General features: G+C 76.6%; 2 protein-coding genes (1 of these 2 cut by a window edge). Both read left to right on the forward strand.

The window, feature by feature from the left end; genetic code table 11:
• A complete protein-coding gene (locus tag ABT354_RS28470) occupies positions 1-16947 on the forward strand; it encodes an amino acid adenylation domain-containing protein (RefSeq protein WP_502983518.1) in 16947 nt (5648 codons plus the stop codon).
• Positions 16944-23382, forward strand: partial view of a non-ribosomal peptide synthetase gene (locus ABT354_RS28475; protein ID WP_351498912.1) — the beginning only. The gene runs 10892 nt beyond the window's last position; 6439 of the gene's 17331 nt are visible here — the first part of the coding sequence; the start codon lies at positions 16944-16946; the stop codon falls past the right edge of the window. The genes ABT354_RS28470 and ABT354_RS28475 overlap by 4 nt, the downstream gene beginning before the upstream one ends.

Consider the following 23382-nt stretch of genomic DNA (forward strand, 5'->3'; position numbering starts at 1 on the left):
ATGGACGGCGGCCCGGCGGCCGGTGACGGCGGGGACCGGGCCCGTGCGGAGGGTGGAGGGCTTGAGGACGTCCTGCCGCTCACCCCGCTCCAGGAGGGCCTGCTCTTCCACGCGGACTTCGACGCCTCCGCGCCGGACGTCTACACCCTCCGGCTCGTGTTCGAGCTGCACGGCGAGGTCGTGTCCGACGCGCTGCGTGCCGCCGCCGACACCGTGCTGCGCCGGCATCCGCAGCTGCGGGCGGCGTTCCTCCAGGACGGGCTGGAGCGGGCCGTGCAGGCGGTTCCCCGGGAGTGGGAGGTGCCCTGGCGGGAGCTGGATCTGCGGGGTACGGAGCCCGGTGAGCGGGCCGCCGCGCGGGAGGAGGCGCTGGCCGGGGAGCGGGCGTACCGCTTCGATCTGACCCGGCCGCCGTTGCTGCGGTTCACGCTGATCCGGCTGGAGGACGAGGTCTCCACGCTGATCCTGACGGCCCACCACATCCTGCTGGACGGCTGGTCGATGCCGCTGCTCGGCCGGGAGCTGTTCACCGCGTACGCGCTGGCCACCGGGGCCGCCGCCGACCCGCTGCCGCCGGTGCGCCCGTACCGTGACTTCCTCGCCCATCTCGCCGCCCAGGACCGCTCCTCGGCGGAGGCCGCCTGGCGCCGTTCGCTGGCCCGCGCCGAGGAGCCGACGCTGCTGGTGCCCGAGGCCGCCGCGCACTCCGCGTCGGTGGCCGAGCCGCCGCTCCAGATCGATCTGCGGATCGCCCCCGGGACGGCCCGGAAGCTGGCCGCGCTCACCGCCGGCCGGGGGCTCACCGCCGCCACGCTGTACCAGACCGCCTGGGGGGTGGCGCTGGCCCGGATCACCGGCCGGCCGGATGTCGTCTTCGGGACCACCGTCTCCGGCCGCCCCGCCGACCTCGACGGTGCCGAGTCGATGATCGGGCTCTTCATCAACACCCTGCCGGCCGCCGTCTCGGCGCCGTCCGGGCGCGGCCTGGGCGAGGTCGCCGAGGCCGTCCAGCGGGACCGCACCGCGCTGCTGGGCCACCATCACCTCGGGCTCGCCCGGATCCAGGAGATCGCCGGTCCGGGGGCGCACTTCGACTCGCTGCTGGTGGTCGAGAACTTCGGTGTGGACACCGCCGGGCTCGCCGCCGCGCAGCGGGCCGGCGGGCTGACGGTCGCTTCGGTGCGCGGCGAGGACGCCACCCACTATCCCGTCACCCTGGTGATCCACCCGGGTCCCGAGCCCCGTATCGCCCTGCGTCACCGTCCCGATCTGGTGGATCCGGAGCGGGCGGCGGCGCTGGGGACCGCGTTCGTCCGGGCGCTGGACGCGCTCGCCGGCGGCCCGGAGCGGCCCGTCGGTTCGGTGGAGCTGCTCGCCGAGCGGACGCGGCGGCGGGTCCTGGACGACGGGGACCCGGCGGATCCGGAGTCCGGCCGACCGGCCGGGACGCTCGTCGAGCGGTTCGCCGCCGTCGTCGCACGGGACCCGCACGCCGTCGCGGTCACCGACGGCGCCGGCGGGACGACCTATGCCGAACTGGACGCCGAGTCCGACCGGATCGCGCGGCTCCTGGGGGAGCGGGGTGTCGTGCGGGGCTCCCTCGTCGCGCTCGCGCTGCGTCCCTCCGCCCTCCAGATCAGCGCCGTCCTCGGGGTGCTGAAGGCGGGCGCGGGCTATCTGCCGCTGCCGCCCGACGCCCCCGCCGCCCGGGTCGCGGCCCAGCTGGCGGTGGCCCGGCCGGTCGCCGGGCTCACCACGGCGGACATCGCCACCGACGGCTTCACCGGCACCGAGTGGACCGTCCTGGACAGCGGGCCGGTCCGGGAGCTGCTGGCCGCCCTGCCCGCCACCGCCCCGGCCGTCGCCCTCGGCCCCCGGGACACCGCGTATGTCATCCACACCTCGGGCTCCACCGGCCGCCCCAAGGGGGTGGTGATCGAGCACCGCAATGTGCTGCGGCTGCTCGACACCACCGAGGACGACTTCGGCTTCGGGCCGGACGACGTCTGGACGCTGTTCCACTCGTACGCCTTCGACTTCTCCGTCTGGGAGATCTTCGGCGCGCTGCTGTACGGGGGCCGGCTGGTCGTCGTCCCGCCCGCCGTGACCCGGGCGCCGGAGGAGTTCGCCGCGCTGCTGCGGCGGGAGCGGGTGACGGTCCTCAACCAGACCCCGTCCGCCTTCCACCAGCTCACCGATGCCGTGCTCGCCGACGCCGCGCTCGCCGCCCCCGAGGCGGTGGAGCCGCTGGCGCTGCGCACCGTGGTCTTCGGCGGCGAGGCCCTGGACCCCGGGCGGCTGGCCGGGTGGCGGCGCCACCACGGCGAGGACGGTCCTGAGCTGGTCAATATGTATGGCATCACCGAGACCACGGTGCATGTCACCCACCATCCGCTGGACGAGGTCCGGGAGGCGGGGGACGGCGGGCCCGGTCCGCGCAGCCCCATCGGGCGGCCGATCGGGGATCTCGGGATCCGGCTGCTGGACTCCGCGCTGCACCCGGTGGCGCCGGGGGCCGAGGGTGAGCTGTATGTGTCGGGGGCGGGGCTGGCGCGCGGCTATCTCGGCGCGCTGCCGCTGACCGCCACCCGTTTCGTGGCCGACCCGTACGGGCCGCCCGGCGGGCGGATGTACCGCACCGGCGATCTCGCGCGCTGGACGGCCGAGGGTGAACTCGACTATCTGGGCCGCGCCGACGAGCAGGTGCAGATCCGTGGCTTCCGGGTGGAGCCGGGCGAGGCGCGCACGGCCCTCGCCGGGCTGGCGGGGGTGGCCGAGGCGGAGGTGCTGGCCCGTCCCGCGCCCGGCGGCGGGACCCGGCTCGTCGGCTATGTCACCGCCGACCCGGCGGCCGGGCCGCTCGACCCGGCCCGGCTGCGGGAGGCGCTGGCGGCGCGGCTGCCGCACTATCTGGTGCCGGCCGCGATCGTGCCGGTGGCGGCCTGGCCGCTCACCGTCAACGGCAAGCTGGACCGGCGGGCGCTGCCCGAGCCGGAGGGCGGGCCGGATCCGGTCGCCGGCGGGCGGCCCCCCGCCGGGCCCCGGGAGGAGATCGTCGCCGGTCTCTTCGCGGAGGTCCTGGAGCGGGACGCGGTCGGCGCGGACGCCGACTTCTTCGCCCTCGGCGGGCATTCGCTGCTCGCCACCCGGCTGGCCTCCCGTATCCGGGCCGCCTTCGACGTACAGCTGTCGGTGCGGGATGTCTTCGAGGCGCCGACCGTGGCCGCCCTGGCCCGCCGGACGGAGTCGGCCGGAGCGGCCCGGCCCCCGCTGGTGGCCCGGCCCCGGCCGGAGCGGATCCCGCTCTCCCCGGCCCAGCGGCGGCTGTGGTTCCTGCATCAGCTGCACGGCCCCAACGCCCACTACAACATCCCCTTCGTGGCCCGTCTCACCGGGCCGCTGGATGTGCCCGCGCTCCGTGCCGCCCTCGGCGATCTGCTGGCCCGGCACGAGAGCCTGCGGACGGTCTTCCCCGCCGAGGAGGGACGGCCCCGGCAGGAGATCCTGCCGGTGGCGGCCGTGCCGGACCCGCTGACGGTCCAGGAGGTGACCGGCGGCACGCTCGACGCGCGGGTCATCGAGGCGACCCGCGCGGTCTTCGACATCGAGCGCGAGATCCCGCTGCGGGCGACGGTCCTGCGGCTGGACGCCGAGCAGCATGTGATCGCCCTCGTCGTCCATCACATCGCCGCCGACCAGTGGTCGGCCCGCCCGCTGCTGGCCGATCTGGCCGCCGCGTACGGGGCCCGGCGCCGGGGCGCGGCGCCGGCGGGTCCCGCGCTGCCGGTGCAGTACGCCGACTACACGCTCTGGCAGGAGGAGATCCTCGGCGCCCCGGATCCCGCCGGGGAGGGCGAGCCGTCGGGGGTGCTCGCCGACCAGCTGGCGCACTGGCGGGAGCGGCTCGCCGGGCTGCCCGAGGAGCTGCCGCTGCCGGCCGACCGGCCCCGGCCCGCCGACCCCAGCCACCGGGGCGGGTTCGCCCGCTTCACCGTGGCGCCCGAGGTCCACCGGGACCTGCGCCGACTGGCCCGTACCGGTGCCGCGTCGATGTTCATGGTGGTGCACGCCGCCGTCGCCGCGCTGCTGCACAAGACCGGTTCCGGGACGGATGTGGTGATCGGGACGCCCGTGGCGGGGCGTCAGGACACCGCCCTCGACGACCTCGTCGGCTTCTTCGTCAACAATCTGGTGCTCCGTACGGATCTGGGCGGCGACCCGTCCTTCACCGAGCTGCTGGCACGGGTGCGGGAGACCGACCTCGCCGCGTACGCCCATGCGGAGCTGCCCTTCGAGTCCCTGGTGGACACGCTCGGCCCGCGGCGCTCGCTCGCCCGGCACCCGCTGTTCCAGGTGATGCTGGCGTACGAGAACCGGTCCGGCGGGGAGATCGGGCTGCCCGGGGTGACGACCATCGCCTATCCGGTCGGCGGGCACACCGCCAAGTTCGATCTGACCTTCACCCTGGCGGAGCGGGACGGCGCCGACGGCATCGAGGGCGTCCTGGAGTACGCCACCGATCTCTTCGACGACGCGACCGCCGAGACCCTGACCGCGCGGCTGGTCCGGCTGCTGGCCGCCGTCGCCGCCGACCCCGGGGCGCCGCTGCACCGGCTGGAGGTGCTCGACCCCGCCGAGCGGGCGGCGCTGCTGGTCGCGCCCGTACTCGCCGCGCCCGGGGGCGACCCGGCCGGGGCCACCCTGCCCGGTCTCTTCGCCGCCTGCGCGGCACGGCACCCGGAGGCGCCGGCCCTGGCCGGCCGGTCGCTGGCCGGCGAGCGGACCGAGCTGACCTACGACGGGCTGCGCACGGCGGCCGACGCCCTGGCCCGGCGGCTGATCGCGTGCGGTGTCCGGCCCGAGGACCGGGTCGCCGTCGTCCTGCCCCGGACCGTCGAGGCGGTCGTCGCCCTGCTGGCGGTGGCGCGGGCCGGTGCGGTGTATCTGCCCGTGGACCCGGACTACCCGGCGGACCGGGTGGCGTACATGCTCGCCGACGCCGCCCCGGTGCTGGCCGTCGCCGCACCCGGCGCCGAGCACCCGGGTCTTGAGGGCGTGCCCGTCATCGATCCCGGGCCGCTCCGGGGCGGGGAGAGCGGGAACGCCCCGGTGTGGCCGTCCCCCCGGCCGGACTCCGCCGCGTACATGATCTACACCTCCGGTTCCACCGGCCGGCCCAAGGGGGTGGTCGTCTCCCACACCGGGCTGCCCGCGCTCGCCGCGACCGTCATCGACGCCTTCGGCACCGGACCGGGCTCCCGGGTGCTCCAGTTCGCCTCGCTCAGCTTCGACACCTCCGTCTGGGAGATCGTCATGGCGCTGTTCTCCGGCGCCGCCCTGGAGATCGTCCCCGCGGACCGGCGGCTCGGTCCCCCGCTCGGGGAGTATCTCGCCGAGCACGGTGTCACCCATCTCACCGTGCCGCCCGCCGTCCTCGGCACCCTGCCCCGGGAGGCCGTCGCGCCCGGCACCACCCTGATCGTCGCGGGTGAGGCGGTCACCGCCGCGCTGGTACGGGAGTGGTCCGGCCGTACCCGGATGTTCAACTCGTACGGACCGACCGAGACCACCGTCGACGCGACGCTCTGGCGGTGCGCCGCCGGGGCCGGCAACGGGCCGGTCCCGATCGGGCGGGCCGTGGTCGAGACCGGTGTGTACGTCCTGGACGCGGCGCTCCAGCCCGTCCCGCCCGGCACCCCGGGTGAGCTGTATGTGTCGGGCTCCGGCCTGGCGCGCGGCTACCACCGGCGTCCCGGGCTGACCGCCGGGCGCTTCGTCGCCGATCCGTACGGCGCGCCGGGCACCCGGATGTACCGCACCGGCGACCTGGCCCGGCTGCGCCGCGACGGCGACCTCGAATATCTGGGGCGCGCCGACGACCAGGTCAAGTTGCGGGGCTTCCGGATCGAGCCGGGCGAGGTCGAGGCGGCGCTGCTGGCGCTGGAGGGCGTGGCGCAGTCCGTCGCCGTGCTCCGTGAGGACACCCCGGGGCAGCGGTTCCTGGCCGCCTACGCGGTGCCGGAGGCGGGGGCCGCGCTGGACACCGGCGCCCTGCGGGAGGCGCTCGCGCGCTCGCTGCCCGACCATCTCGTCCCGGCCGCGGTCGTGGCGCTGGACGCGCTGCCGCTCAGCCCGAACGGGAAGGTCAACCGGCGTGCCCTGCCCGCGCCCGTCTTCGGCGGGAACGGGGACGGGGCCGTCGCGGACGGTCCGGCCGGGGAGTTCGCCGCGCTCTTCGCCGAGGTGCTGGGGCTGGCGGGGGCCGGGGGCGACGCGTCCTTCTTCGCCCTCGGCGGTGACTCGATCTCCTCGATCCAGCTGGTGGCACGGGCCCGCCGGGCGGGCTGGGCGCTCAGCGCGCGCCAGATCTTCGAGCACCCCACCCCGGCGGCGCTGGCGGAGATCGTGGAGCGGCTGCCCGCCGCGCCCGCCGGGAGCGGGAGCGGCGCCGGTGGCGAGTCCGGTCCCGTACCGCTCACCCCGGTGATGAACTGGCTCGCCCGCCACCCCGACCACTGGCGGAGCTTCCACCAGTCGGTGCTCGTCACGGTGGCGGCGGGGCTGACCGACGACCGGCTGCGCACGGCGCTCGGCGCCCTCGCCGGCGCCCATGAGATGCTGCGCGCCCGGACGGTGACCGGCGGGGACGGGACCACGGTCCTGGAGACCACCGAGGACACCCCGGCGGCGGCCGGGCACATCCCGCTGACCACGGTCGACGCGGTGGGGGCGGACGAGTCCCGGCTGCGCGCGCTGATCGGTGACGCGTCGGCGGCGGCGGTGGCGGAACTCGACCCCGCCGAGGGGCGGATGGCCCGGGCGGTCTGGTTCCGGCGCGGCGACGCGGACGGGCGGCTGCTGCTCGTCGTCCACCATCTCGCCGTGGACGGGGTCTCCTGGCGGATCCTGCTGCCCGATCTCGCGGAGGCGGTCGCCACCGGTGGCACGCCCGAGCCGCCCGCGACCTCCTTCGGCCGCTGGGCGCGCGGAATCGCCGGCTCCGCCGACACCCACCGGGATGAACTCCCGTACTGGGAGGCCACCCTCGGGGACGCCCCCGAGCCCTTCGCCGAGCGCTTCTCCGGGCCCGGTGACGACGGTTCGGGCGGTACGGACGCGGGCGCCGACGGCACCGGTGCCGTGGACTCCGGTACGGGAGCGGCCGCCGACGGAGCCCCGGGCTCCGGCACAGCCGGGCGCGGCGGTACGGGGACGCTGCTCACCGAGATCCCGGCGGAGCTGACCGGGCCGCTGCTGAGCCGGGTCGCCGACGCCTTCCACGCCCGCCACGACGAGCTGCTGCTCGCCGCCCTCGCCCGGGCCGTCGGCGGTGATCTCCTGGTGGACCTGGAGTCCCACGGCCGCCATGAGGAGCTGCTGCCCGGCGCGGAACTCTCCCGTACGGTCGGCTGGTTCACCACCCAGTACCCGGTACGGCTCGACGCGGGCACCGGCGACGCGGGCCGGGCCGTCAAGCGGGTCCGGGAGCGGCTGCGGGCCGTCCCCCGGCACGGCACGGGGTACGGGCTGCTGCACGGCCAGGCGCCCAGCGGCGCCCGGGTCGCCTTCAACTATCTCGGGCGGTTCACCGCCGGGGGGCCGGGCGGACACTGGGCGCCCGCGCCCGAGTCGGACGCTGTCCGGGCCGGGGAGCAGGGTGTGCCCGTCCTCCTCGACGGACACCGCCTCGATGTCAACGCCTCCACCCTGGACGGCCCCGACGGGCCCGTGATGACCGTCCGCTGGACCTGGGCGGAGCCGGCGCTGGACCGGGAGCGGGTCGCCCGGCTGGCCGACCGCTTCACCGGCGCGCTGCGGGAACTCGCCGACCGGTACACCGAGCCCGGGTACGCCGGGCGCAGCGCCGCCGACTTCCCGCTGCTCGCGCTGGAGCCGGAGGAGATCACCGAGCTGGAGACGGCCCGTCCCGGTCTCGACGCGGCGCTGCCGCTCTCCCCGCTCCAGCAGGGTCTGGCGTACCACGCGCTCGCGGACGTGTCGGGGACGGATGTGTATGTCGTCCAGCTGGAGCTGGAGCTGACCGGCGCGCTCGACGGGGAGCGGCTGCGCGCGGCGGCCCGCGCGGTCGTCAACCGGCACGCGGGGCTGCGAGCTGGCTTCCGGCAGCTGGCGACCGGGACGCTGGTCCAGTACACGGTCCCGGGCGCGGAGCCGCCGTGGCGGGAGGAGGATCTGCGGGGCGCCGCCGACGTACCCGCCGCGCTGGCGGCGCTGGCCGGGGAGGAGCGCGCGCGGCGCTTCGACCCGGACCGGCCCCCGCTGCTGCGGTTCGCGCTGGTCCGGCTGGCCGACGACCGGTACCGGCTGCTGTTCACCAGCCACCATCTGCTGATGGACGGCTGGTCGGCGCCGCTGCTGCTGACGGATCTCTTCACCCGGTACGCGGGTGGGGAGCCGGTGGAGCGGCGCCCGTTCGCCGACTATCTGGGCTGGCTCGCCGGGCGGGACGAGCGCGCCGCGCTGGACGCCTGGCGGGCGGCGCTGGCCGGGACGGCCGAGCCCACCCTGGTCGCACCGGGCGCGGCCGAGGACGCCCCCGGCTTCCCGGACGAGGTCGCGCGGATCCTCGCTCCGGAGCTGACCCGGGCGCTGGAGGAGCGCGCCCGGGAGGGCGGCACCACCCTCAACACGCTGGTGCAGACCGCCTGGGGGCTGGTCCTCGGCCGGCTCACCGGCCGTGACGACGTGGTCTTCGGCAGCGCGGTCTCCGGGCGGCCCGCCGAACTCTCCGGCGTGGAGTCGATGATCGGTCTCTTCGTCAACACCCTGCCCACGCGGGTACGGCTGGCCCCCGGGCGGCCGGTCGCCGAGGCGGTGGCCGATCTGCACCGCCGGACGCTGGATCTCCTCGACCATCAGCAGGTGGGTCTCGCGGCGGTGCAGCGGGCCGTGGGCCTGCCGGTGCTCTTCGACACGATGACGGTCTTCGAGAACTACCCCTTCGACGAGGAGGCGCTCGCGGCGAGCGAGCGGGCGGCCGGTCTGGAGGTACGGGGCGTCGGCGGCCGGGACGCCACCCACTATCCGCTCACGCTGGCGGTGACCCTGCGGGACGGGGTGCTGCGGCTCGTCCTCAAGCACCGGCCCGAGCTGACGGACGCTCCGGCGGCCGGGCACATCCTGGGGCTGGTCGCCGAGGCGCTGGAGACGCTGGCCCACCGGCCGGGGACCCCCGCCGGGCGGGTCGCCCTGCCGCTCGCGCCCACCGTGACCGGTGCGGCGCCGGGGCTGCTCGCCGGCCCCGCCCCCGTGGCCCCGGCCGCCCCCGGTATCGCGGCGGCCTTCGCCGCCCTGGCCGCACGGCAGCCGGCGGCGACCGCCCTGAGCACCCTGGGCGGCGGCCCGCGCCTCGGCTACGCGGATCTCGCCGACCGCGCCGCCGCGCTCGCCGACCGGCTGCGCACGGTGGGCGCCGGTCCCGACCGCCTGGTGGGTGTGGTGCTGCCCCGCTCGCCGGAGCTGGTCATCGCCCTGCTGGCGACGGCGTGGGCGGGCGCCGGTTTCCTCCCCCTCCACCCGGACTGGCCGCTGGCCCGCCGCCGGCGGGTCCTGACGGCGGCGGGCGTGGTCGCGCTGATCGCCGCCGCGGGCGACGAGACGGCCACGGGTACGGGCATCCCGGTGCTGCACCCCGTGGACCCCGCCCTGGACGACGCCCCGGGCACCCCTCGGCCGCGCACCGCCGGGGCCGGCCTGCTGGCCCCGGCACCGGGCCCCGTCACCAACTCGCCGGAGCAGCCCGCGTCGCACGGCGGCGCCCCGGAGAGCATCCCGGGACAGAGCCGCACCACGCTCCCCTCGGAACGACCCGCGCACCGGAGCAGCGCCCCCGTGGCAGCCGCCCCGGCACGGGAGACCACCGGGACCGGCCCCGGCAGCGACCGCAAGACACCGGCCGGGCCCCGCGCACCGGAGGGGACACCCCCCACGACCCTGCTCCCCTCCACGGTGACCACCACCGGGGCCGGCCCGCTGACACCGGCACCTGACCCCGCCACCGACCCGTCGAAGCGGCCCCCGTCGCACAGCGACACCCCGGAGAGCATCCCGGGACAGAGCCGCACCACGATCCCCTCAGAACGAACCACGTCCCGGAGCGGGGCCGCCGTGGCAGCCGCCCCGGCACAAGAGCCAGCCGGGGCCGACCCGCTGACACCGGCACCGGACCCCGCCACCGACCCGTCGGAGCGGCACACGCCGCACGGCGCCGCCCCGGAAGCCACCTCGGCACAAGAGCCGGCCGGGGCCGATCCGCTCGACCCGGCGCGGAACCGCGCCACGGTCGTCTCGGGACGGCCCACGCCCCGGAACTCCGCCCCGCTGGAAGCCGCTCCGGCGCAGGAGACCTCCGGGGCCAACCCTGCCGACGACCGGAGGACACCGGACGTGTCCCCCCGCACCGGGTCCGCCGTCACCATCTCCGACCCGCTCACCCCGGTGCGAAGCCACGCCGCCGACACCGCGCGGCGACCCGCGTCCCAGGAAAGCACCGGGCCCGGCCCGGACTCCGGCCGGGGGGTGCCGGACGTGGCTCCCGGCACCGGGGACACCATCGGGTCCCCGGGCGAGGCACGCGCCGGGGAGCCGGGTGCGGACGACGGGGGCCAGGAGCGCACCCCGGCAGGAGCCGCGCCGGGCGCGGCCACCGGTCCGGACGCGGCGGCGGGTGACACCGCACCGACCGTGCGGCCCACGGACCACACGGGCGCGGTGCCCGTGGCGCGGTCGGCTCCGGCGGGGGTCGAGCCCGGGCATCTCGCCTATGTGATGTACACCTCCGGCTCCACCGGTGAGCCCAAGGGTGTCGCCGTCACCCAGGGGTCCGTGCTCGCGCTCGCCGCCGACGCGCGGTTCGCGGGGGCGGCGTTCCGCCGGGTGCTGGTGCATTCGCCGCACTCCTTCGACGCGTTCACGCATGAGCTGTGGGGCACCCTGCTGCGCGGGGGCGAGGCCGTCCTCGCGCCGGAGGGGTCGCCCGACCCGGCGCGCTGGCGGGAGTTGCTGGGGCGGGACCCGGTCGGGGCGGCCTGGTTCACGGCCGGGCTGTTCGCCCTGCTGGCCCAGGACGCGCCGGAGGCGTTCCGGGGGGTGGCGGAGGTGTGGACCGGTGGCGACGTCGTGTCGCCGGCGGCCGTCGCCGCCGCGCTGCGGGCCGCGCCCGGACTGCGGGTCGTCAACGGCTACGGCCCGACGGAGACGACGACCTTCGCCACCGCCCATCCCCTGCACACCGGGAAGGACACCGGCACGGCCGGCGACGGCGCGGCCCTGCCCATCGGGCGGCCCCTGGACGGGACGGTCGTCCGGGTCCTGGACTCCGCGCTGCGGCCGGTGCCCCCGGGGGTCCCCGGTGAGCTGTACCTCGGCGGCACCGGGCTGGCCCGGGGCTATCTCGGGCGGGCCGCGCTCACCGCCGAGCGCTTCTGCGCGGACCCCTTCGGGGAGCCGGGGCGGCGGATGTACCGGACCGGTGACCTGGTCCGCGAACGGGCCGACGGCTCGCTGGACTTCCTCGGCCGCACCGACGACCAGCTCAAGCTGCGGGGATACCGGATCGAGCCGGGCGAGGCGGAGGCCGCGCTGCTGGCGCTGGACGGGGTCGCCCGGGCCGCCGTCACGGTCCGGACCGATCCGCCCGGCGGGCCCGCGCTCGTCGGGTACGCGGTGGCCGCGCCGGGTGCCGTGCTGGAACCGGAGGCGCTGCGGGAGCGGCTGGCCGGGGAACTGCCCGGCTATCTGGTGCCGTCGGCCGTGGTCCTCGTGGACGCCATCCCGCTCACCGCGAACGGCAAGGTGGACCGGGCCGCGCTGCCCGCCCCCGTACGCCCGGAGACGGACGGCGGGGAGCGGGCGGCGGCCGCGCCGGCGGGTCAGCGCGAGGAGCTGCTCGCGCGGCTCTTCGCCGAGGCCCTCGGGGCCGCGTCCGTCGGACTCCACGACGACTTCTTCGCCCTCGGCGGGGACTCGCTGGCCGCGCTGCGGCTCGCGGGCGCCGTGCGGTCGGCGCTGGCGGCCGAGATCTCCGTACGCGAACTGCTGGACGCGCGGACCCCGGCGGCCACCGCCGCGCTGCTCCGCCCGGCGGCGCGCCCCGCGCTGCCGCTGACCCGCCGCGAGCGCCCGGCCGAGCTGCCGCTCTCCCCCGCGCAGCAGCGGATCTGGTTCCTGGACCGGCTGGCGGGTGAGCCGGCCGCCACCTACAACGTGCCGCTGGCCCTCCGTTTCGACGGACGCCTCGACCCGGCCGCGCTGGGTGCCGCCGTGGCCGATCTCGTGGCACGCCATGAGTCGCTGCGTACGGTCTTCCCGGAGCGGGAGGGGCTGGCCCGGCAGGTGGTGTGCGAGGGCGCGGAGGCCCGGGTGGAGCCCCGGGTCGTCCCGTGCGGTCCCGAAGCGCTGGAGGCGGCTCTGCGCGCCGAGGCGGTGCGGCCGTTCGATCTCGCCGTGGATCTGCCGTTCCGGGTCACCCTGTTCCCGGTCTCCGACGGCCGGGACGTGCTGCTTCTGCTGCTGCACCACATCGCCGCCGACGAGTGGTCGGTCCGTCCGCTCGTCACCGATCTGGCCCAGGCCTACGCGGCCCGGGTCCGGGGCGCGGCGCCCGGGTGGGAGCCGCTGCCGGTGGGCTATGCCGACTACACGCTCTGGCAGCGGGAGTTCCTCGGCGACGACGGCGTCACCGGGGACGAGCCGGAGTCCGGGACGGACGCGGAAGGCACAGAAGACACCACGGGCACGGCGGGCGGTGAGGCGGCCCGGCAGCTCGCCTACTGGCGGCGGCGCCTGGACGGCATCCCGCCCGAGCTGCCGCTGCCGCTGGACCGGCCGCGCGCGAAGGACACCGGATACGACGGCGGTGTGGTCGAGTTCACCGTGCCCGACGCGGTACGCGAAGGGCTGACCCGGCTGACCCGGCGTACCGGGGCCACCTCCTTCATGGTCGCCCACGCCGCCCTCGCCGTGCTGCTGCGGCGGCTCGGCGGTGGCACCGACATCCCCATCGGCACCCTGGTCGCCGGGCGCGACGAGCGGGCCCTCCACGATCTGGTGGGCTTCTTCGTCAACACCCTGGTGCTGCGGACCGATGTGGGCGGCGACCCCACCCCGGCGGAGCTGGTGCTGCGGGTCAAGACGGCCGATCTGGCCGACTTCGACCATGCCCAGGTCCCGTTCGAGCGGCTGGTGGACGTCCTGGAGGTGGAGCGCTCCCTGGTGCGGCATCCGCTCTTCCAGGTGATGCTGAACCATCAGAACCGCGCCCCGGCCGGCCCCGGCTTCGCCGGGCTGCGCGGTGAGCCGATCGCGGTCCACACCCGTACCGCCAAGTTCGATCTGACGTTCACCCTGGTCCAGGAGACCGGTCCGGGCGGGGCGCTCACCGGCGGGATCACCTATCGGACCGGGCTCTTCGACGCCGCCGGCGCGGAGCAGCTGGCCGGCTGGTTCCTGCGGGTGCTCACCGCGTTCGCCGAGCGTCCCGACGAGCCCGTGGGCGCGCTGCCGCTGCTCGACCCCGGTGCACGGCACCGGGTGGTGACCGAGTGGAACAGCGCGGAGGAGCCCGTCGAACCCGTCGCCATCGCGGCGGCGTTCGCCGAGCGGGCCGCCCTCGACCCGGGCGCGCCCGCCGTCGTCACCGACGACGGGAGCGGCGCGGCCGGCGCCGCCGTGCTCGACTACGGCGGGCTGCACCGCCGGGTCACCGCGCTCGCCGCGCTGCTGCGGGAGCACGGGGTCGGGGCCGAGGACCCGGTCGCGGTGGTGCTGCCGCGCTCCGTGGAGCTGGTGACCGCCGCCCATGCGGTGCTCCGCGCGGACGCCGTACTGATGCCGCTCGACCCGGCCCATCCGGAGCGGCGGCTCGCCGGGATGCTCGACGGGTATCCGCCCCGGGTGGTGATCGCCCGGAGCGACACCCTGGCGCTGCTCCCCGGGGAGCGGCCCTGGCCGGTGATCGTGGTGGACGACCCGGCCACGGCCGCCCGGCTGACGGAGCATCGGGCGGACGGCGCGGATGAGCTGCCCGTACCGCGTCCGCATCCGTCACGGACGGCGTGTGTGCTGCACACCTCCGGGTCCACCGGGGTGCCCAAGGCGGTCGCGGTCCCGCACGGGGCGCTCGGCAACCGGCTGGCCTGGACCCAGCGGCGGTATCCGCTGGGCCCGGGGGACCGGATGCTCTTCAAGGCGGCGCCCGGTTTCGATGTCGCCGTCTGGGAGATGTACGGTCCGCTGCTCAGCGGCGCGGCGGTGGTGGTCGCGGGCCCGGAGGACCATCGCGATCCGGCCGCGCTGGCCCGGCTGGTCCGGGACCACGGGGTGACGGCGGTCCACTTCGTCCCCACGATGCTGGCGCTGTTCGCCGCCGAGCCCGGGGCGGCCGGCTGCACCGGTCTGCGCTGGGTCTTCAGCGGCGGCGAGGCGCTCACCGACGCCCTGGTCCGGCGGTGCGCGGAGGTGTTCGACGCGCCGGTGGTCCATCAGTACGGGCCCACCGAGGCCGCCGTCGACATCACCGCCCGCCCGGCGGTCCCGGGTGAGCGGCCGCTGGTGCCGCTGGGCCGGCCGGGCGCCGGGACCAGGGTCTATGTCCTGGACGGGAGGCTGGAGCCGCTGCCGCCGGGGGTCACCGGCGAGCTGTATCTCGCGGGTGCCCAGCTGGCGACCGGCTATCCGGGGCGGCCCGGTCCCACCGCGGAGCGGTTCGTCGCGGCTCCGGACGGTCTCGGGCTGCCCCCGGGGGCGCGCCTCTACCGCACGGGCGATCTGGCCCGCTGGAGCCGGCGGGGCGAGCTGGAGTTCGCGGGCCGCGCCGACGACCAGGTCAAGCTGAACGGGGTACGGATCGAGCCGGCGGAGATCCGGTCGGTGCTGCTGGACCATCCGGCGGTGCGGGACGCGGCCGTCGTGTTCCTGGCGGACACTCCCGATACCACCGGTGACGAGGGCGCGTCCGCCCCGCGCGGCGGACGGCTCATCGGCTATGTCGCCGGTGACCCGGCCGGGCTGGACCTCGGGGAGCTGCTGCGGCACGCCGCCGCGCTGCTGCCGCCCGCGATGGTCCCGGCCGCCGTGGTCCTCGTGGACGCCATCCCGCTCACCGCGAACGGGAAGCTGGACCGGGCCGCGCTGCCCGCCCCCGTCGTCACCGCCACCACCGGCGACGGGGACGCGGAGCCCCGTACCGAGGCGGAGGCCGTCCTGGTGGAGCTGATGGCCGAGCTGCTGCGGCAGCCCTCGATCGGCGTCCATGACAGCTTCTTCGCCCTCGGCGGGGACTCCGTCTCCTCCATCCAGCTGGTGAGCGCCGCCCGGCGCCGGGGCCTGGTGATCGGCCCGCGCGAGATCTTCGAGCACCGCACACCCGCCGCCATCGCCCGGGTGGCACGCCGGGAGGAGGAGGTACGGGCGGTCCATGACCCGGGCCACGGCGAACTGCCGCTGACCCCGGTGATGCACGCCCTGCGCGAACGCGGCGGGGACCACCGGGGATACAGCCAGTCGATGCTGGTCGTCACCGGGGACGGGCTGACGGCGGAGCGGCTGCGGGAGGCCCTGGCCGCTCTGGTACGGCATCATCCGATGCTGGTGGCACGGCTGCGCACGGACGGCGGCTGGCGGCTGGAGGTCCCGGAGCCGGACACCGTGCCGGCGGAGGGCGACCTCCTCCGGGTGGTCCCGGTCCCCGGCGGCCGTGCGGCGCTGGAGGAGGCCGTACGCCACCACTCCCGGGCCGCCGTCGCCGCGCTCGACCCGGAGCGGGGCGCGATGCTGCGCGCGGTCTGGTTCGACCGGGGTCCCGGGCGCCGGGGCCGGCTGCTGCTGACCGCCCATCATCTGGTGGTGGACGCGGTCTCCTGGCGGGTGCTGCTGCCCGATCTGGCCGAACTCGCCGCCGACCCGGCGGCCCCGCTCGCCCCGGTGGAGATCTCCTTCCGGAGCTGGGCGCACGCCCTGGTGCGGCAGGCCGCCGGGCACCGTGCGGAGCTGCCCCACTGGACGGCGGCCCTCACCGGTGACGGGACCGTCCCGCCCCTGGGCGGGCGGCGGCTCGATCCGGCCGTGGACACCCCCCGCACCCTGCGGCAGTTCTCGGATACCCTCCCGGCCTCGCTGACCGAGCCGGTGCTCTCGGAGATCACGGCCGCCTTCCACTGCACCGAGCAGGACATCCTGCTCACCGCGCTGACCATGGCCCTCACCGGCGAGGACCCGGAGCGGGACGACGCCCTGATCCTGCTGGAGGGTCATGGCCGGGACGCCGCGACGCCCGGTGGCCGCGAACCGTCCCGTACGGTCGGCTGGTTCACCGCGCTCTATCCCGTACGGACCCGGCTGGAAGGGCTGGACCCGGCGGCCGTACGTACCGATCCGCAGCAGGCGGCGAAGGTGCTGAAGCTGGTCAAGGAGCAGCTGCGGGCGGTCCCGGCGCGGGGCGCGGGGTACGGTCTGCTGCGCCATCTGGACCCGGAGGCGGGCCCGGTGCTCGCCGGTCTGCCCGGACCGGAGGTCAGTTTCAACTACCTGGGCCGGTTCGATGTCCCGGCGGCCCCCGGCGGCACCGTCAGCTCTGACGGCACCGACGAGGCCGACGAGTCCGGGGCCGTGCCCTGGAGCCCGGCGCCCGAGTCCGCCGCCGTGGAGCGCGCGCCCGCCGCGATCGGTGTCGACACCGCCCTCGATCTCACCCTCACCGCGCTGCGCCGGCCCTCGGGCACGGAGCTGTCGGTGACCTGGCAGTACGCGTCCCGGCTGATCCCGGCCGACCGCGTCGCCCTGATCCACCAGAGGTGGCGCGCCGCCCTGGAGACCCTGCTCACCGCCACCCGCGCCGCCGCGGGCGGCCCCACCCCGTCCGACCTCGGTCTGCTGACTCTGAGCCAGGACGAAATCGATGAGTTCGCAGACGAGTGGAGGATTTCGTGAACGGCGCACCCTTGGAACCCAACGGCGCTACGTCAGGGCCCGGCGCATCTTCAGGGTCCGGCGCACCCTCAGGACTTCAGGACATCCTCCCGCTCTCCCCCCTCCAGCAGGGTCTGTACTTCCTGTCGTCGTACGACGACGGTGCCCCCGATCTCTACACGGTCCAGCTCGTCCTCGATCTGGAGGGCCCGCTGGACCGGGCCCGGCTGCGCCGGGCCGGCGAGGCGCTGCTGCGGCGCCACCCCAATCTGATGGCGGCCTTCCGGCAGCGGAAGAACGGTGAGGCGGTCACCCTGATCCCGCACCGGGTGGAGCTGCCGTGGGCCGAGGCGGATCTCGTGGAGCTGCCGGAGGCGGAGCGCGAGCGCCGGCTCGCCGAGCTGACCGACGCGGACCGGCGGGCGCGGTTCGATCTCGCGACCCCGCCGCTGGTGCGGTTCACCGCGCTGCGGCTGGGCGAGGAGCGGCACCGGCTGCTCTTCACCCACCACCATCTGCTGCTCGACGGCTGGTCGACCGCCCGGGTGGTGCAGGAGCTGTTCGCCCTGTACGCGAGGGACGGCGACGCCTCCGGTCTGCCGGCGGTGCGGCCGTACCGGGACTATCTCGCCTGGGCCGCCGCCCGGGACACCGAGGCCGACACCCGGGCGTGGACCCGGGCGCTCGCCGGGCTGGACGGCCCGACGCTGATCGCCCCCGGCCCGGACGGACAGCCGTCCGGCGAACCGGCCACCGTGACGGTGGAGACGGCGCCGGGCAGCGGCGCCGCGCTGGCCGCCGCGGCCCGCGCCCTCGATGTCACCCTGCCGGTGGCGGTGCAGACCCTGTGGTCGCTGGTGCTGGGCGGGCTGACCGGCCGTCGTGATGTCGTCTTCGGGACCACCGTCTCCGGCCGTCCGGCCGAGCTCGACGGGGTGGAGACGATGGTGGGGCTGTTCATCAACACCCTGCCGGTCCGGGTGGCGGTACGGCCCGGGGAGACCCTGGCCGGGCTGATGCGCCGGGTCGCGGCCGAGCAGGCGGCGCTGGTGCCGCATCAGCACACCGGGCTCGCCGGGATCCAGCGGATCGCCGGCTTCGGCGGTCCCCTCTTCGACACGCTCTGCGTCTTCGAGAACTATCTCGTCGGCGAGTCCCCCGGCGGCGCGGAGACGTCCGGTGACGCGGAGACGTCCGGTGGCGCGGAGACGTCCGGTGGCGCGGCGGCGGCGGGCGCCACGGAGTTCGCCGGTCTGCGGGTGACCTCCGTGAGCGGCCGGGACGCGACCCACTATCCGCTCACCCTGGTCGCCGCGCCCGGTGCGGACGGCGGCCCGGTGCTGAAGCTGAGCCACCACCCCGACGCCGTCCCCGAGGCCGAGGCCCGGCGACTGGCGGACCGGCTGCGGCATGTCATGGAGACGTTCACGGCCGACCCCGAGCGGCCGGTCGCGGAGCTGGCGCCGCTGACCCCCGACGAGCGCGAGCGGGTGGTGCACACCTTCAACGCGCGTACCGCCGAGGTCGTCCCGGCGACCCTGGGCGAGCTGTTCGAGCGGCAGGCCGATGCCCACCCCGACCGTCCGGCCGTGGTCGACGGGGCCCGTACCCTCACCTACCGCGAACTCAACGAGCGGGCGAACCTGCTGGCCCACCGGCTGATCGCGCGGGGTGTCGGTCCCGAGGACATCGTCGCCACCGCCGTGCGCCGGGGCGCCGACGCGCAGATCGCGCTGCTCGCCGTGGCCAAGGCGGGCGGGGTGTACACCCCGCTCGACCCGGACCACCCCGCCGAGCGGCTGGCCGCCCTGCGGGACGGGTGCGGCGCCGGGTATCTGCTGGTCGCCGCCGACACCGACACCGCCGCCTGGGCCGGCCCGGCCGATGTGGTCACCCTCGACGGATCCCCGGACGACGGCCCGCGCCACAATCCGTCCGACCCGGACCGGCGGGCCCCGCTCCGCCCCGACCACGCGGCGTATCTCATCCACACCTCCGGCTCCACCGGCACCCCCAAGGGGGTCGTGGTCGCCCACCGGCCGCTGGCCGATCTGGTCGCCTGGGCGCGGGAGAGCTTCGGCACCGGCCCCGGCGACCGGGTGACCCAGTTCGCCTCGCCCGTCTTCGATGTCACCCTCGCCGAGCTGGCCGCCTCGCTGCTCTCCGGCGCGACGCTGACCGTCGTCCCCGAGGAGCGGCGCGCGGGTGCCCCGCTGGCGTCCTTCCTCACCGAGGCGGGGATCACCCTCGCGGTGGTCCCGCCCACCGTCCTCGCCTCCCTCCCCGAGGAGAGCGAGCTGCCCCGGGAGCTGGCGCTGGCCGTCGGCACCGAGGCCCTGCCGCCGGAGGTGGTCCGCCGCTGGGCCGCCCGTCATCGTCTGCTCAACGCGTACGGACCCACCGAGGCCGTCGTCAACGCGGCCACCTGGCGGGTGCCCGCCGACTGGTCCGGCGGCCCGGTGCCGATCGGCCCGCCGGACGTCAACCAGCGGGCCCTGGTCCTGGACGAGCTGCTGCGGCCGGTGCCGCCCGGGGTCCTCGGCGAGCTGTATCTCGCCGGTACGGGTCTGGCCCGCGGCTACCGGGGACGGCCCGGCACCACCGCCGAGCGGTTCACCGCCGCCCCCGTCGGCCTCGGCTGCCCGCCCGGCTCCCGGATCTACCGCACCGGCGACCTGGTCCGCTGGAACCCGGCCGGGGAGCTGGAGTACGCCGGACGCGCCGACCACCAGCTCAAGGTCCGGGGGTTCCGGATCGAGCCCGGCGAGGTGGAGGCCCGGCTCACCGGGCACCCGGCCGTCGACCGGGCCGTGGTCACCGCCCCCGTCGACGACCGGGGGGTGCGCCGGCTGGTCGCCCACGCGGTCCCCGCCGACGGACAGACCCCCGACCCGGCCGACCTCGTCGCCTGGTGTGCCGAGGCGCTCCCCGGCCATCTGGTGCCCGCGGCCGTCGTCCTGCTGGACGCCCTGCCCCTGACCCGCGCCAACAAGATCGACCGGGCGGCGCTGCCCCGCCCCGACTTCACCGCGCCCACCGGGGGCACCGCCCCCCGGACGGCGGCGGAGACCCGGCTCGCCGCGCTCTTCGCCGAGGTCCTCGGCGTCTCCTCGGTCGGCGTCCACGACAGCTTCTTCGCTCTCGGCGGCGACAGCATCTCGGCCATCCAGCTGGTGGGCGCGGCCCGCCGGCACGGGCTGCGGCTGCGCCCCCGGGATGTCTTCGACCACCGCACCGTCGAGGCGCTGGCCACCGCCGCCCGCCCGGTCGAGACCGCTCCCGCCCGGCCCGCCGCGCCCCGTACCGAGGGCGGCAGTGTCCCGCTCACCCCGATCCTGCGGGCCCTGGTGGAGCGGGGCGGCCCGGTGACGGGCTATCACCAGTCCCTGGTGCTGCACACTCCCCCGGGCACCACCCCGGAGCAGCTCGCCGCCGGCCTGGCCCAGGTCGTCGGCCACCATGAGGCGCTGCGCGCCCGGCTCACCTTCACCACGCTGGAGATCCCCCCGTACGCGCCCGTGGACGGTGCCGCGCTGATCACCCGGGTCGACGCGGCGGGCACCGCGCCCGACGCATTGCCCCAGGCGCTGCGTCCGCACGCCCGGCGGGCCGCCGGGGAACTGGACCCGTACGCGGGTGCCATGGTGCGGGCGGTGTGGCTGGACGCCGGGCCGGACCGGGGCGGGCTGCTCGCGGTGCTGATCCACCACGCCGTCGTGGACGGTGTCTCCTGGCGGGTGCTGACCGAGGATCTGGGCGCCGCCTTCGAGGCCGCCCGGACCGGCACACCGGTCGAACTCCCGCCGGTGGGCACCTCGCTGTCGGTATGGGCCGAGGGTCTGCGGGCGGCGGCGGCCGATCCCGCGCGGGTCGCCGCGGCCGAGGAGTGGATCGCGCTCCACGACGGCGAACCGGCCCGGTTCGCCGGGCCGCCGGACCCCGGGGCCGACACCCTCGCCACCCTCGCCACCGTCTCCGTCACGCTCGATCCGGCGACCGCCGGGCCGCTCCTCACCGAGCTGCCCACCCGCTACCACACCGGGCCCGACACCGTGCTGCTCGCCGCGCTGGCGATGGCGCTGGCCGCCTGGCGCGGCCAGACCGGCCCGGTCCTGGTCGATCTGGAGGGCCACGGCCGCGACGAGGACACCGTCCCGGGCGCGGATCTCTCCCGTACCATCGGCTGGTTCACGAGTGTGCACCCGGCCCGGCTGGACCTCGGCGGCCTCACCACCGGTGGCGACGCCGACGCCGGGGCCGTGCTCAAGCGGGTCAAGGAGCAGCTGAGGCCGCCGGGCGGCGACCCGCTCGGCCATGGTCTGCTGCGCCGTCTGAACCCGGAGCTGTCCGGGCGGCTCGCCGCGCTGCCCGTCCCGGAGATCGGCTACAACTATCTCGGCCGCTTCGGCGCGCCGTCCGGCGACGGGGCCGGGGCGCGGCCCTGGAGCCCCGCCCTGACCGGCTCCTTCGGCGGTGGCGCCGACGACGCGCTGCCGCTGGCCCATCCGCTCCAGCTCAATGTCTCCGCCGTGGACGGCCCGGACGGGCCCACGCTGCACGCCGGTTTCGGCTTCGCCTCGCGGCTGCTGGCCGAGGCGGATGTGGCCCGGCTGGCCGAGCTGTGGCTGACGGCGCTCGGCACCCTCCACCGGCATCTCGCCGATCCGGCGCCGGGCGGGCACACCCCGTCCGACTTCCCCCTGGTGACCGTCGCCCAGCCGGAGATCGACGTGCTGGAGGCCCGGGGGCCGCTCGCCGATCTGCTGCCGCTCTCACCGCTCCAGGAGGGGCTGCACTTCCTGGCCGCCTACGGTGCGGAGGGGGACGGGCCCGATGTCTATGTCACCCAGACCACGCTGGAGTTCGACGGCTCCCTGGAGCCGGCCCGGATGCGGGAGGCGTGCCGCCGGCTGCTGGCCCGTCACCCCAGTCTGCGCGCCTCCTTCCACACCCGCCGGGGGACCAGTCCGCTCCAGGCCGTCGCCTCGGTGACCGAGCCGCCGTGGGCGGAGCACGACCTGACCGATGCCACTGAGGAGGCGGGAGCGGACGCGCCCGCCCCGGAGGGGTCCGCGTCCGGCACCCGTGAGCGGGGGCTGCGGATCCCCGGGCGGGCCCGCCGGATCCTCGCCGCCGAGCGGGAGCGCGGCTTCGATCTCGCCGAGCCGCCGCTGGTCCGCTTCACCCTGATCCAGCTCCCCGGCGACCGCCGGCTCTTCGCCCTCACCTCGCACCACATCCTGCTCGACGGCTGGTCGGGGCCGGTCATCGTCCAGGATCTGCTGGCCCTCTACCGGGGCGACGCGGGGCCCGCGCCCCGCCCGTACCGCGACTATCTGCTCTGGCTGAACGGGCGTGACCGGGACGAGACCCGGGAGCTGTGGCGGGAGGCCCTGGCCGGGATCGAGGGCCCCACCCGGCTGGTCCCGCAGGCCGCCGGGGCGCCCGCCGGTGTCCCGGAGCGGGTCGAGCTGGAGCTGCCGGACGCCCTGGTGGCGAAGGTCTTCGCGCTGGCCCGTGCCGAACAGGTCACCGTCAACGCCGTCCTCCAGACCGCGTGGGCGCTGGTGCTGGGCCGGCTCACCGGCCGGGACGACGTCTGCTTCGGGGTCACCGTCTCCGGCCGCCCCGCCGATCTCGACGGCGCGCAGCGGATGGTGGGCCTCTTCATCAACACCGTGCCCGCCCGGGTCGTCACCCGTCCCGGACAGCCGGCCGGCGAGCTGGTGCGCGAGGTCGCGGACCGTCAGTCCCGGCTGATGGACCACCAGTACGAGCCGCTGGCCGAGTTGCAGCGGCTCGCCGGGCACCGGGAGCTGTTCGACACGCTGATCCTCTTCGAGAACTTCCCGGTCGAGGCCGACGAGCTGCGGCGGGCCGAGGAGCGTGCCGGGCTGCGGGTGACCGCGGCGGAGGGGCATGACGCCACCCACTACCCGCTGGTCCTGGTCGCCCTGCCGGGCCGGGAGCGGCTGGCGCTCGCGCTGGACCACCGGCCGGACGTGCTGAGCGCCGAACGGGCCCGGTTCATCGGCGAACTGCTGGTGGGGACGGTGGAGCAGCTGACCGGCGGGGCGGCGCGGGCCACCCGTTCGCTGGTCCCCGGGGGTGGTGCCACGGTGCCCGCCGGACCGGATGAGGCGATCACCCCGCTGGGGCTCGCCGGGCGCTTCCTGCGGCAGGCCGCCGCGACCCCGGAGGCGGTGGCGCTGATCGCCGGGGGCGAGGAGTGGAGTTACGGGCGTCTCGCCGCACGGGTCACGGTCCTCGCCGAGCGGCTCGCGGAGCGGGGCGCCCGCCCCGAGGTGCTGGTGGCGGTGGCGCTGCCGCGCTCCGCCGAGCTGGTCGCCACCCTGCTGGCGGTGGCGGCGACCGGTGCCGCGTATGTGCCCGTGGACCCGGGTTTCCCGGCGGAGCGGGTGGCGTATCTGCTGGCGGACTCCCGTCCGCTGCTCA

Origin of the sequence: Streptomyces sp. NPDC000594 (assembly GCF_040299965.1) — a bacterium.
In the GTDB taxonomy this organism is placed as follows: Bacteria; Actinomycetota; Actinomycetes; order Streptomycetales; family Streptomycetaceae; genus Streptomyces.

Excerpts from the sequence above, each read along its gene's own strand:
- ABT354_RS28470 (WP_502983518.1), top strand. The coding sequence starts at position 1 with ATGGACGGCGGCCCGGCGGCCGGTGACGGCGGGGACCGGGCCCGTGCG.